Origin of the sequence: Thermus tenuipuniceus, assembly GCF_002964845.1 — a bacterium.
Lineage (GTDB): Bacteria > Deinococcota > Deinococci > Deinococcales > Thermaceae > Thermus > Thermus tenuipuniceus.
Genome location: NZ_KZ672956.1, coordinates 130,648 through 142,842, shown reverse-complemented (window position 1 = coordinate 142,842; position 12,195 = coordinate 130,648). Strand labels below are relative to the sequence as shown.

The following is a 12,195-nucleotide window of genomic DNA, read 5'->3' as shown; positions in this document are numbered from 1 at the left end:
ATTGGCTGTCCACCACCAGGGCGCTGGGAGAGGCATACCGCCTTTCCCTCTCCCGGTCCCGCCGGGCCAGGGCTGCCTTCTCCCAAACCCCGTCCTTTTGCCACTTGCGGAAGTAGTGGTAGACGGTGGACCAGTGGGGCAGGTCATGGGGCATGGCCCGCCACTTGATACCGTTCTCCAGGAGGTACAAGATGGCGTTGCGGTTCATCTGGGGTAGGGGCCCCAAAGACGATTTCCCTACGGGGCACCTTTGCGGGGCGACCCCCGGGCTTGGGGGCAGGGATCAGGGGTTCAAGGATGGCCCATTCCTCATGGCTGAGGTTGCTGGGGTAAGGTGTGCGGGTCCTCTGCACCCTTCAAGGATACAAGACTTTTACGACAGCCTCTAAGTGCCCACGCACGAAGGTTGCCCCATCGGCAGGGGTGAAGGCGGCTTGCCCATAGTCCTTTTGGGGTCCCCGCCGTGGCTTGCGCCACGGCGGGGTACTTAGCTTTCCGGCCCGGGGCAACCCCGGGCCGGTTTGCTCACTCCTTCTTGCGCTTCTTCTCCTCCCGCATGAGCCTTCGGCGCTCGGCCCGGGAAAGGCCAGGCTGGGGCGGTGGGGTGGTGGGGCGCTTCTTCTCCATGCCGAAGGGCCGGGCCTCCTTCTGGGGAGCGGGCACGGGCACGTAAGGAGCCTCCCGCACCGGGCGCACCGGCTCCGCCTCTACCTTCAGGCGGAAGAGGAACTTGGCCACCTCCCCCTTGATGAAGCCCACCATGTCGTTAAACAGCCGGGTGGCCTCGATCTTGTACTCCTGGAAGGGGTCCTTCTGACCATAGCCCCGCAGGAAGATACCCTGGCGGAGCACGTCCAGGTTATGCAGGTGCTCCTTCCAAGCGGAGTCCACCACGTTGAGGATCACGAAGCGCTCCACCGCCCGCATCAGGGGAGGGGTAAGCTCCTGCTCCCTGGCCCCGTAGGCCTTCAAAGCCGCCTCCACCAGGCGCTCCACGCCCTCTTCGGGCTTTAAGGCGCGAAGCTCCTCAAAGGGGTAGTCCGCAAGCTGGGGCACGGTGTCCAGGAGGGTGGCCTTTAGGGCATCCAGGTCCCAGTCCTCGGGGTGCACCTGGGGGTTCAGGACGTTTTCCGCAATCCCCGCCACCGTTTCCTCCACCATGCCCAAGGCTGCCTCCTTCACCTCCTCATCCGTACCCAGAAGGATCAGGCGGCGCTGGGCGTAGATGACCTCCCGCTGGCGGGCCATCACGTCGTCAAACTGCAAAAGCTGCTTGCGGATGGCAAAGTTGCGATCCTCCACGCGCTTCTGGGCCCGCTCGATGGAACGGGTCACCATGGGATGTTCGATGGGCTCAGAGTCGTCAAAGCCCATGCGGTCCAGCATGGCGATGACCCGGTCCGAGGCGAAAAGGCGCATGAGGTCGTCGTCAAAGCTCACGTAGAAGCGGCTTCCCCCCGGGTCCCCCTGGCGCCCGGCTCGGCCCCTTAGCTGGTTGTCGATGCGGCGGGACTCATGCCGCTCGGTGCCCAGGATGAAGAGCCCTCCCAGTTGCCGTACCCGTTCCTCGTCCGCCTTGCACTCCTCCCGGATCTGGCGGATTTTTTCCTGGAACTCTTCTTTTATCCCCAGCTCCTGGGCCAGGGCCCGGGCCTCCTCCTCCTGGCCCGCCACCATCTTCTTGATGAAGAGCTCCACCTTCCACTCGTACCGGTCAAAGCCCTCCTTTTCCAAAAGGGCTGCCGCCAGGTACTCGGGGTTCCCCCCCAGCTTGATGTCCGTCCCCCGGCCCGCCATGTTGGTGGCGATGGTGACCGTCTTGCTCCGGCCCGCCTGGGCCACGATCTCCGCCTCCTTGGCGTGGTGCTTGGCGTTTAGGACCTGGTGGGGGATGCCCTGGCGCAAGACCGTAAGGGTATGCACCGCCCGTTTTAAGCCCTCCCAGGCGGCGCGCAGGTTGCCCTTCGGGGGAATAAGTCCCTCAAAGGCTGCAAGGTCCTCATCCTTAAGCTGGGTGGGCTTTTCCAGAAGCTTCCTTAGGCGCTCCCACGCCTCCCCCTGCTGCTTCTGGCTGGCCTTCTTGAAAAGCTCCAGGCGCATCTCCAGCCGGGGCAGATAGAGGCGGGGCTCACGGAGCATCTGGGAAAGCCTTTCGGACTTTTCGATGCTGATGGTGCCCACCAGGACCGGCTGCCCCCGTTCGTACTTCTCGGCGATCTCCTCCACCACCGCGTAGAACTTGCCCTTTTCCGTGCGGTAGACCACGTCGGGGAAGTCCTGGCGGATCATGGGGCGGTTGGTGGGCACCACCACCACGTCCATGCCGTAGATCTCCTGGAACTCCTTCTCCTCGGTCTTGGCGGTGCCGGTCATCCCGGCCCGCTTCTCGTAGAGGCGGAAGAAGTTCTGGTAGGTGATGGTGGCCAGGGTCTGGTTCTCCCGCTCAATCTTGACCCCCTCCTTGGCCTCAATGGCCTGGTGGAGGCCCTCCCCGTAGCGCCGTCCTGGCATCAGGCGGCCCGTGAACTCGTCCACGATGATGACCTGGCCATCTTGAACGATGTAATCCCGGTCCCGGTGGTAGAGCTCCTTGGCCCGGATGGCCTGGATGAGCATGTGGGCCAGCTCCATGTTCTCGGGGCTGAAGAGCCCTTCCACCCCAAGGAGCTTTTCCGCCTTGGCGATGCCCTGGAGGGTGAGGTGGACGGCGCGGTTCTTCTCCTCGATGGTGTAGTCCCCCGTGGGCTCCTTGCGCACCCCGGGCTCCGGGGGAAGGCCCCTTTCCAGCTTCTTGGCGATCTCCGCCATCTTGTAGTAGAGATCCGTGGCCTTCTCCGCCGGGCCGGAGATGATGAGGGGGGTGCGGGCCTCGTCGATCAGGATGGAGTCCACCTCGTCGATGATGGCGTAGTGCAAGGGGGTGTCATGGCGAAGCACCAGCTGGTCCGGGCTGATGGCCATGTTGTCCCGGAGGTAGTCAAAGCCCAGCTCGGAGTTGGTCACGTAGGTGACGTCGGCCAGGTAGGCCTTGCGGCGCTCCTCGGGGGTGGAGCTGTGCTGGATGACCCCCACCGTGAGGCCCAGGCCCCGGTACACGGGTCCCATCCACTCGGCGTCGCGGCGGGCCAAGTAGTCGTTTACCGTGACCACGTGGACACCCTTACTCCTTAGGGCATTCAGGGCCACGGCCAGGGTGGCCACCAGGGTCTTGCCCTCCCCGGTCTTCATCTCCGCGATCTTGCCCTCGTGGAGCACCGCCCCGCCGATGAGCTGCACGTCAAAGTGGCGCATGCCCAAATAGCGCTTGGCGGACTCCCGGGTCAAGGCGAAGGCCATGGGGAGGAGCTCCTCGAGGCTCGCTCCCCTCTCGTGCTTCTCCTTGAGCTCCGCATAGGCCGCGGCCAGGTCAGGGATCTTCTCCACCTCCGGCTCCAGCCGGTTGGTGGGCTCCACCACTTGCTTGTAGTAGCGGGCAATCTCCCGCTCGTTGTTGTCAAAAAGCTTCCGTATGAGGCCCAGCATCCTAAAGCCGATTGTACCCCCACAGGATGAGAAAGCCTTCAGGCCTCCTCGAGGGGCCAATAGGCGGTGGCCCCGAGCGACAAGGGACTAGGGGGAAAACCTCCTTGGTAACGGCGCCAGGCGGCCAAGGCCACCATGGCCCCGTTGTCCTGGGAAAGGCCCCTGGGGGGGAAGCACACGGTAAGCCCCGCCTCCTGGAAACGGGCCTGCAAGGCCCGGTTGGCGGCTACCCCTCCCGCCACCAGAAGCACCCGGTGGCCCGTGTCCTGGGCAGCCCGGATGACCACCTGGGCCAGGTGCTCCACCGCTGCCTCCTGAAACCCCTTGGCCAAAGCCGGAGCGGGATGCCCGGCCTCCACCAGCTGCACCGCCTTGGTCTTGAGGCCAGAGAAGCTGAACTCGTACCCCTTCTGGTCCTTGAGGGGGACGGGGAAGGGCACCTTCTCCCTGGCTTCCTGGGCCAGGCGCTCGATCTCGGGCCCCCCGGGAAAGCCCAGGCCGAGAAGCCTCGCCACCTTGTCAAAGGCCTCCCCGGCGGCATCATCCCGGGTAGCCCCGAGAAGCCGGTAGCGACCCAGGGCCTCCACCGCGAAAAGGTGGGTGTGCCCACCCGAGGCCACCAGGGCCAAGAAAGGGGGGTCCAGGCCAGGAGGCCAGGCGGCGGCGATGTGGGCCTCGAGGTGGTGGATGGCGTAGAAGGGCTTCCCCAGGGCCCAGGCCAAGCCCTTGGCAAAGGTGTACCCCACCAAGAGGGCCCCGATGAGCCCAGGGCCCCGCGTGGCGGCGATGAGGGAAAGGTCTTTGGGCCCGATCCCCGCCTCGGCCAAGGCCTTTTCCGCAAGGGGGCGAATGACCTTCAGGTGCTCCCGGCTCGCCAGCTCGGGCACCACCCCGCCGTAGGCCTGGTGCAGGGCCACCTGGCTGGCCACCAGGTTGACCACCACCTCCCCATCCCGCACCAGGCCCACCCCCGTGTCGTCGCAGGAGGTGTCAACGCCCAAAATCCACATAGCTATCCCTCCCTCGGATCCAGCACCAGGGTCGCCCCTTGGGCCAGACTCCCCCGTACCCAGGCCACCACCCGGGGATGGCCCCGAAAGAGATCAATGATCGCCGTGCTGTCCAGGAGATAACGCATCCAAACGGGCCTCCGCTTCCCCTCTCAAAGTCCGGACATAGCCCACCACATCCTCCGGCATGGCCCAGTGGGTAGCCTCCTCAAAACCCACGGAACCCGCCACCTCCTCATCCAGGGAGAGAAGCCGCACCCGCCTGAGGTAGTCTTCCAGGGCCTCCGCCACCACCTCGCTTCGGGAACGCCCCTCCGCTCCTCGTCCGGGCGCTTTACAAGCTCTTCCGGGAGCCTCAAGTGCGCCAGCACCCCGGGCATGGTATCACCTCCCGCTACTCTAGCAGATACCCTCAAGAAGGGACTAAGCGCCCGTACACGGTGGTTACCCCATCGGTAAAGGCCGAGGCGGCTTGCTTATGGCCTCTTTGGGGTCCCCGTTGGGGCTTACGCCCCAACGGGGTACTTAAGTACCCTGTCGTGGCTTGCACCACGACGGGGACCCCAAAAAGGCCATGGGCACGCTGTATCCACCCTTGCCGATGAAGCAACCTTCCTGCGTGAGCATTTAGGCTAAGGGTAATGCTCTGGCTTCTCCTTCCGGTGCTCCTCCTCGTCTATCTCCTTTACCGGGCGAGGAGGCCCAGGGTGCGCCCCTGGGCCGGGGTATGGCTTTGGCAGAGGGGCAGGAGGAAGCGCTTTCGGCCCCGGCTGGACTCAAGGCTTTTCCTCCTTCTCCTGGCGGCCGCCCTGATGGTCCTGGCCCTCGAGGATCCCCCCTTGGGGCCCTCCCCCATGGTCTTTGTGGTGGACACCTCCGCCAGTATGGCCACTCGGGAAGGGGCCAAGACCCGTTTGGACCTGGCCAAGGAAAGGCTTCTCCCCCTCCTGGAAAAAGCCCCAGAGGCCGTCTTGGTGCGGGCTGGGGAAAGGCCGGAAGCCTACGGCCCTGCTCCCGGCATCGCCCTGAGGACCCGGCTCCTGGCGCTGGAGGCCAAGGACCGGGAGGCCCGGCTGGAGGAGGCCATCGCCCTAGGGCGGAGGCTTCTAAAGGCCCCGGTGTTGGTGGCGAGCGACAGCCCCCCGCCCCCTGGGGCGGAGGGGTACATCGGGGTGGGAAGCCCTAGGGAGAACCTGGGGATCGTGGCCGTGGCCCAGGGGTTCCTGGCCTTAGGAAATAGCGCAAGCCGCACCCTTGTCGCCCAGGTGGAGGTGGGCGGCAGGGTGGAGGAAGTGCGGGTTCCGGCCCGGGGCTTTGCCCGGCTGGAGAACCTTCCCCCCACCTTCACCGCCCGGCTCCTGAATGGGGGCGCCCTGGACTTGGACGACGAGGCGGGCTTTGGCTTCAGGCGGCTTGGGGTGGACTACCCCAAGGCCCCCGCCTTGGAAAGGCTCTTCCTCCTCCTGGGGGCGGTTCACGGAGAGGAGGTGCGGGTGCGCATCGGGGTACCCCAGGGGCCTCCCGATAGGCCAACCCTCTACCTGGCCCCTTCCGGGGGAAACCCTACCCCGGTTCTCCTCGCTACACCTCATCCCCTCCTGGAAGGGGTAGCCCTTTTGGGGGAGCGCCTGCCCCCTCCTCCCCCGCCCCCCAGTTCCTGGCGGCCCCTGGTGGAAGGGGAGGATGGGGTGGGCCTCGTCTACTTTACGGAAGGAGGGCTTTACCTGCCTCCTTTGGCCACCATCCAGGAGCACCCCTTCTTCCCCCTCCTGGTCTACAACTTCCTCAAACCCTACCGGGAGGTGCGCACGGGCCTCCTTTCCGCCGGGGAAACCCTTCTCCCCACCCCCGGACCCAGCTTCCTTCCTTCAACCCAGGGAGGGGCAGGCCGGTTCCTCGCCCTCCTCGCCGCCTTGGCGCTCCTTCTCGAAGCCCTACTCTTCCGCCCCAAACCCCTGGCCCAGGAAGCATAATGGGCCCATGCGCTTCCGTCCTTTCACCGAGCTGGATCTGGACCTCCTCAACCGGGTGGCGGGAAGCCGGCCCTTGAGCCTGGGCGCTGTGCGCTTTTTCGCCCGCACCGGCCACTCCTTCCTAGCGGAAGAGGGGGAGGAGCCCATGGGCTTCACCCTTGCTCAGGCGGTGTGGCAGGGAGAGGCCACCACGGTCCTCGTCACCCGGATAGAGGGCAGGAACCAGGTGGTCCTGGAGGGCCTCCTGGCCGCCGCGGTGAAAAGCGCCTACGACGCCGGGGTTTACGAGGTGGCCCTGCACCTGGACCCCAAACGGGAGGACCTTCAAGCGGCCTTACAGGCCCAGGGATTTGCCATCGGACCCTTGGTCCTGGCGGTGAGGGTCCTGGGGAGCCGGGGACAGAGGGGGGAAACCCGGGGCGTCCTAGAATAGGGATCATGAACCGGGTTCTCATCGGCATCCGGGGAGAGCCTACCCCCGAGGGGATGGAGCGGATCCTTAGGGCGCTACGGGACCTCGAGGGCACCTCCCAGGTCCAGGCCACCGGCCCCGCCCAGGTCCTGGTGGAGTACGACCCTCAGGTCCTCACGGTGATGGACCTCCTCCGCACCATCCGGGAAGAGGGCTTTCTGGCGGGCATGCTCTGAGTACCCCGTCGTGGCCTGCGCCACGACGGGGGTCCCAGAGGGGTCACGGGCAAGCCGCCCCCCCTTTGGCAAAACAACCTCCGTGCCCGGTCCCTCGGCATCCCCTGGCTTAGGGAACGCCCCAAGGGGGTAGACTGGTGCCGAGGTGCCCCATGCTGGACTTTTACGCCCTAGAAGACCTCCTCACCCCCGAGGAAAGGGAGATCCAAAAGGCCGCCCGCCGCTTCCTGGAAAAGGAAGCCCTGCCCCACATCCGCGACTGGTGGGAGGAAGGGATCTTCCCCACCCACCTCATACCCCGGTTCGCGGAGCTGGGCTTCCTAGGCCCCACCCTGCCCCCGGAGTACGGGGGAGCAGGGGTTTCCAGCGCTGCCTACGGGCTGATCGCCTACGAGCTGGAACGGGTGGACTCGGGGCTTAGGAGCTTTGTGAGCGTGCAAAGCTCTTTGGTCATGTACCCCATCTACGCCTTTGGCAGCGAGGAGCAGAAGCGGGAGTTCCTGCCTAAGCTGGCCCGGGGGGAGATGGTGGGCTGCTTCGGCCTCACCGAGCCCGATGGGGGCTCCGACCCCTACGGCAACATGAAGACCCGGGCGCGCCGGGAGGGGGACACCTGGGTCCTAAACGGCACCAAGATGTGGATCACCAACGGCAACTTGGCCCATATCGCCATCATCTGGGCCAAGGACGAGGAGGGGCGGGTCCTGGGCTTCATCGTCCCCACCGACACCCCGGGCTTCCAGGCCCGGGAGGTGAAGCACAAGATGAGCCTAAGGGCCTCGGTGACCAGCGAGCTCATCCTGGAGGAGGTGCGGGTGCCCGAGGCCTTGCGCCTGCCCAAGGCCGAGGGCCTCAAGGCCCCCCTTTCCTGCCTCACCCAAGCCCGCTTCGGCATCGCCTGGGGGGTTCTGGGGGCCTTGGAGGCGGTGTACACCGAGGCGGTGGAGTTCGCCAAAAGCCGGAGCGCCTTCGGCGAGCCCATCGCCAAGAAGCAGCTGGTGCAGGCCAAGCTGGCGGAGATGCTTGCCGACCACACCGAGGGCCTCCTCCTCGCCTGGCGGCTTGCCCGGCTCAAGGACGAGGGAAAGCTAACGCCGGCCCAGGTTTCCCTGGCCAAGCGGCAGAACGTGATGAAGGCCCTGAAGGCCGCCCGCCTGGCCCGGGACATCCTGGGGGGAAGCGGCATCACCCTGGAGTACCACGCCATCCGCCACATGCTCAACCTGGAAACCGTCTACACCTACGAGGGCACCCACGACATCCACACCCTGGTCTTAGGAAGGGAGGCCACGGGGCTGAACGCCCTTTAGGAGTCTGGAAACGGCGGGCATGGTCATCGCCTTCACGGGAGACCCCTTTCTGGCCAAGGAGGCCCTCCTCCAGGAGGCCTCCCTTCGGGGCCTCACCCACTTCACCGAGCCCACCCCTGAAGCCCTGGCCGAGGCCCTAAGCCCCGGGCTTTTCGGGCAAGCCGGGGCCATGCTGGACCTGAGGGAGGTGAGCGACGGGGAGTGGAGGGCGTTGAAGCCCCTCCTGGAAAGCGCCCCCGAGGAGGTGGCCGTGCTCCTCCTTGACCCCAAGCCCACCACCGCCCGGGCCGCCTTCTACCGAACCCGAGAAAGGCGGGACTTCCCCACCCCGAAGGGCAAGGACCTCGTCCGCCACCTGGAAAACCGGGCCAAGCGGCTGGGATTCAGGCTACCCGCCGGCATCGCCCAGTACCTGGCCTCTCTGGAGGGGGACCTCGAGGCCCTGGAACGGGAGCTGGAGAAGCTTGCCCTCCTCTCCCCTCCCCTCACCCTGGAAAAGGTGGAGCGGGTGGTGGCCCTAAAGCCCCCTGTAAGCGGGTTTGACCTGGTGCGGGCGGTTTTGGAAGGGGATGCCAAGGCCGCCTTCCGCCACCTAAGGCGGCTAAAGGAGGAGGGGGAGGAGCCCCTAAGGCTCCTTGGGGCCTTCGCCTGGCAGTTTTCCCTTCTGGCCCGGGCCTGGATGCTCCTTGAGGAAAACCCCAGGCCCAAGGAGGAAGACCTCGCCCGCCTCGAGGCCCATCCCTACGCGGCCAAAAGGGCGCTGGAGCTGGCTCGAGGTCTCCCCAAGGAAGCCCTCGAGGCCAGCCTGGAGGCCTTGATCCAGGCAGAGCGCCGGGCCAAGGAGGGCAAGGATCCCTGGCTGGCCCTGGAAAGGGCGGTCTACACCCTCCTCCACCTCACCCCGGCAGAACCTGCGTGACACCCCCCAAAGGAGTCCTCCAGGGAATCCTTCCCCAAGGAGTTGACCCGCGGGTCAGTCCTGGGTTAGCCTCCTTCCATGCTAAGCCCAGATCTGGTGGAGACCCTCCTGCGGCAAGCCCTAAAAGGCGGGGCCGACTTCGCCGAGATCTACGCGGAGCGCTCCCGGAGGCGGCGCATGATCGTGCGTTCAGGCCGCCTGGAGGAGGCCATCTCCGGCCTGGACTACGGGGCGGGGATAAGGCTTTTCTTCGGCACCGAGGTGGTCTACGCCTACACCAACCAGCTCACCCGCGAAGGCCTCCTGGAAGCCCTGGAAACCCTTCTCCGGGCCAAGGGAGCCCTGGGGCAGGTGGACGAGAGGGGCGCTGGAGGCCTGGACTTCCGCAAGGCTCTCCCCAAGGGCCTTCACACCCCCAGGACGTCCTACGGGGAAAAGGACAAGCGCTACCGTCTGGAAAGGCTCCTGGAGGCGGAGGCTGGGGCCCGGATGGCCCCGGAAATAAGGCAGGTGGAGGCCAGCCTCCAGGAATGGGAGCAGGAAGTCCTGATTGCCAACACCGAGGGCACGTGGGCCGAGGAAAAGAGGGTCCGCACCCGGCTTTTCGTCCTGGCGGTGGCCCAAGACGGCACGGAGGTGCAAACAGGCTACGCAGCACCCGGCAAGAGCGTGGGCCTGGAACTCTTTGACCTCTTCCCCCCCAAGGAGGTGGGGGCCAAGGCCGCCCGCCAGGCCCTCACCAACCTAAGGGCCAAGCCCGCCCCCGCCGGGACCATGCCCGTGGTGGTGGGGAACGCCTTCGGCGGGGTTATCTTCCACGAGGCCCTGGGGCACCTCTTGGAGACCACCAGCGTGGCCAAGAAGGCTAGCGTCCTTGCGGACAAGCTGGGGGAAGAGGTGGCGAGCCCTGCCGTCACCTACATCGACGACGGCACCCTCCCCCACGCCTGGGGTTCCACGGAGGTGGACGACGAGGGCCGTCCCACGGAGCGCACGGTGCTGATAGAAAGGGGTGTGCTCAAGAGCTACATGGTGGACCGGCTGGGCCACCTCCTCACCGGCTACCCCATGACGGGCTCGGGCCGCAGGCAGGACTACACCTTCGCCCCCACCTCGAGGATGCGCAACACCTTCATCGCCCCGGGGGACAAGGAGGTGGAAGACCTCATCACCAGCGTGGAGTTCGGCCTCTACGCCAAGGAGTTGGGAGGCGGCCAGGTGAAGCCGGGAAGCGGGGAGTACAACTTCGCCGTGCAGGAGGGATACATCATCCGCCACGGGCGCCTGGAGGAACCCGTGCGCGGGGCCATGCTGGTGGGCAAGGGACCGGAGACCATCAGGAAGGTGGTGGCCGTGGCGGGGGACTGGGAAAACGCTCCCGGGATGTGCGGGAGCCTCTCGGGAATGGTGCCCGTGGAGGTGGGCCAGCCCCATGTGCTGGTCTCGGAAATCGTGGTGGGAGGTAGGGCATGACCCTGGAGGAAGCCAAGCGGTACCTCTTGAGGCGGGCCCGGGAACTGGGCCTTCAGGCGGAAGTCCTCTTCCAGGAGGAGCGGGAGCTTTCCTTAAGGGCCCGGCAAGGTACCCTGGAGGAGATCAAGGAGGCCCGCCAGGGGGGAATCGGCCTCAGGGTGGTGGTCCAAGGCCACGTGGGCTACGCCTACACGGAAGAGCTTTCCCCGGAGGCTTTAGAGTGGGCCCTATCGGAGGCCAGGGATAACGCCCTTCTTGCGGATAAGGAAGGCTTCATCCCCCTAGGCCAGGCTTTGGGAAGCCACGATCTTCTGGGGGAGGGCCTTTCCGCTCCCCTGGAAACCAAGAAGCAAAGCGCCCTGGAACTGGAAAGGGCCTTGCGGGACGACCCCCGCACCCGAAGCGTCCTCATGGGGGGCTACATGGAAAAGGAGGTCCGGGTGGCCCTCTCCAGCACCTTAGGGGCCGAGGGTGCCTTCCGCACTGGGCTTGCCGGGATGGGGGGTAGCCTGGTGATGGGGGATGGCCCAAGCCTCAAGCAAGGCTGGGACTTCAAGCTGGCCAAGGAGTTCCACCTCCTGGACCCCGGACGCACCGCCTTGGAAATCCGGGAGAAAACCGCAAGGCACTTAAACGCCAGGCCCCTCCCCACCGGCCGCTACCGGGCCTACCTGGAGCCCAAGGCCATGGCGGGCCTCCTCCTGGTGCTTTCCCGCTCCCTTTCCGCCAAGAGTGCCCTGGAAGGCAAAAGCCGCCTCTTAAACCGGCTTGGGGAGCGGATCGCCTCGGAATGGGTCACCCTGGTGGACGACCCCACCCTGGAAAAGGGCCTCCTTTCCCGCCCCTTTGACGCCGAAGGTACCCCGGCCCAGCGCACGGTGGTGGTGGAGAAGGGGATCTTCAAAACCTTCCTGCACAACGCGGAAACCGCCAGGGCCCTGGGCCAGGAGAACACCGGCCACGCCTTCCGCACCTACCGCGGAATCCTGGACGTGGCTCCCACCAACCTCTTCCTTGAGCCCGTGGGCAACCTGCGCCTGGAAAAGGGCGTGCTAATAACCGAGTTCATGGGCCTACACGCCGGGGCCAACCCCGTGAGCCTGGACTTTTCCCTGCAGGCCCTGGGGCTTTGGGTGGAAGAGGGAGAGGTGCGGTATGCGGTGGAAAACTTTGCCGTGGCCGGAAACCTTCTGGATCTTCTCCAGGCTATTGAGGCCGTGGGGGACGAACTGGACTGGGAGGTGATGGGAAGCGCCTTCGGAAGCCCCTTGGTGGCGGTAGCCGAGCTTTCCTTTGCGGGAGCTTAACGTAAAGCAACAAGCGCTTGGTGCTTAGTGCTA

Annotated in this window: 11 protein-coding genes; 7 read left to right on the top strand and 4 right to left on the bottom strand. The window is 65.9% G+C overall.

Features of this window, described 5'->3' with window-relative positions:
• From C2847_RS00735 to C2847_RS00715, 4 genes are all read right to left on the bottom strand, one after another.
• The coding region (locus C2847_RS00735; protein WP_164835593.1) for a transposase at nt 1-208 on the bottom strand (208 nt) is incomplete at its 3' end.
• 317 nt (nt 209-525) lie between these two features.
• Nucleotides 526-3,522: a preprotein translocase subunit SecA gene (gene secA, locus C2847_RS00725; RefSeq protein ID WP_105316571.1), complete on the bottom strand. Its 2,997-nt coding sequence runs from the start codon at nt 3,520-3,522 to the stop codon at nt 526-528.
• Nucleotides 3,523-3,560: 38 nt separating this feature from the next.
• A complete protein-coding gene (gene tsaD, locus C2847_RS00720; RefSeq protein WP_105316570.1) occupies nt 3,561-4,532 on the bottom strand; it encodes a tRNA (adenosine(37)-N6)-threonylcarbamoyltransferase complex transferase subunit TsaD in 972 nt (323 codons plus the stop codon).
• Nucleotides 4,533-4,625: 93 nt separating this feature from the next.
• On the bottom strand, nt 4,626-4,823 hold the full coding sequence (locus tag C2847_RS00715; protein WP_244187325.1) for a hypothetical protein: 198 nt from the start codon (nt 4,821-4,823) through the stop codon (nt 4,626-4,628).
• A gap of 350 nt (nt 4,824-5,173) precedes the next feature.
• Here C2847_RS00715 and C2847_RS00710 point away from each other — a divergent pair, with 350 nt between their 5' ends.
• The 7 genes from C2847_RS00710 to C2847_RS00680 all read left to right on the top strand — a co-directional run bounded on the left by C2847_RS00710 (nt 5,174) and on the right by C2847_RS00680 (nt 12,162).
• Nucleotides 5,174-6,505 carry a vWA domain-containing protein gene (locus C2847_RS00710; RefSeq protein ID WP_105316569.1) on the top strand — a complete coding sequence of 444 codons (1,332 nt, stop codon included), beginning with the start codon at nt 5,174-5,176 and terminating at the stop codon, nt 6,503-6,505.
• Nucleotides 6,506-6,512: 7 nt separating this feature from the next.
• Nucleotides 6,513-6,938, top strand: a complete 426-nt coding sequence (locus C2847_RS00705; protein ID WP_105316568.1) for a DUF1999 family protein — start codon at nt 6,513-6,515, stop codon at nt 6,936-6,938.
• A gap of 5 nt (nt 6,939-6,943) precedes the next feature.
• Nucleotides 6,944-7,153, top strand: coding sequence for a heavy-metal-associated domain-containing protein (locus C2847_RS00700; protein WP_105316567.1), 210 nt, complete (start codon nt 6,944-6,946; stop codon nt 7,151-7,153).
• Nucleotides 7,154-7,305: 152 nt separating this feature from the next.
• Nucleotides 7,306-8,463, top strand: a complete 1,158-nt coding sequence (locus C2847_RS00695; RefSeq protein WP_105316566.1) for an acyl-CoA dehydrogenase family protein — start codon at nt 7,306-7,308, stop codon at nt 8,461-8,463.
• Between the two features lie 19 nt (nt 8,464-8,482).
• The gene (gene holA / locus C2847_RS00690; protein WP_105316565.1) at nt 8,483-9,382 is read left to right on the top strand and encodes a DNA polymerase III subunit delta; all 900 of its coding nucleotides are present in this window, start codon (nt 8,483-8,485) and stop codon (nt 9,380-9,382) included.
• Between the two features lie 78 nt (nt 9,383-9,460).
• Nucleotides 9,461-10,855 carry a TldD/PmbA family protein gene (locus tag C2847_RS00685; protein ID WP_105316564.1) on the top strand — a complete coding sequence of 465 codons (1,395 nt, stop codon included), beginning with the start codon at nt 9,461-9,463 and terminating at the stop codon, nt 10,853-10,855.
• Nucleotides 10,852-12,162 carry a TldD/PmbA family protein gene (locus C2847_RS00680; protein WP_105316563.1) on the top strand — a complete coding sequence of 437 codons (1,311 nt, stop codon included), beginning with the start codon at nt 10,852-10,854 and terminating at the stop codon, nt 12,160-12,162. The genes C2847_RS00685 and C2847_RS00680 overlap by 4 nt, the downstream gene beginning before the upstream one ends.
• Nucleotides 12,163-12,195 lie beyond the last annotated feature (33 nt).

Coding starts and splice junctions, on each gene's coding strand:
- C2847_RS00705 (WP_105316568.1), top strand. CDS start 6,513: ATGCGCTTCCGTCCTTTCACCGAGCTGGATCTGGACCTCCTCAACCGG.
- C2847_RS00680 (WP_105316563.1), top strand. CDS start 10,852: ATGACCCTGGAGGAAGCCAAGCGGTACCTCTTGAGGCGGGCCCGGGAA.
- C2847_RS00700 (WP_105316567.1), top strand. CDS start 6,944: ATGAACCGGGTTCTCATCGGCATCCGGGGAGAGCCTACCCCCGAGGGG.
- holA (WP_105316565.1), top strand. CDS start 8,483: ATGGTCATCGCCTTCACGGGAGACCCCTTTCTGGCCAAGGAGGCCCTC.
- C2847_RS00685 (WP_105316564.1), top strand. CDS start 9,461: ATGCTAAGCCCAGATCTGGTGGAGACCCTCCTGCGGCAAGCCCTAAAA.
- C2847_RS00710 (WP_105316569.1), top strand. CDS start 5,174: ATGCTCTGGCTTCTCCTTCCGGTGCTCCTCCTCGTCTATCTCCTTTAC.
- secA (WP_105316571.1), bottom strand. CDS start 3,522: ATGCTGGGCCTCATACGGAAGCTTTTTGACAACAACGAGCGGGAGATT.
- tsaD (WP_105316570.1), bottom strand. CDS start 4,532: ATGTGGATTTTGGGCGTTGACACCTCCTGCGACGACACGGGGGTGGGC.
- C2847_RS00695 (WP_105316566.1), top strand. CDS start 7,306: ATGCTGGACTTTTACGCCCTAGAAGACCTCCTCACCCCCGAGGAAAGG.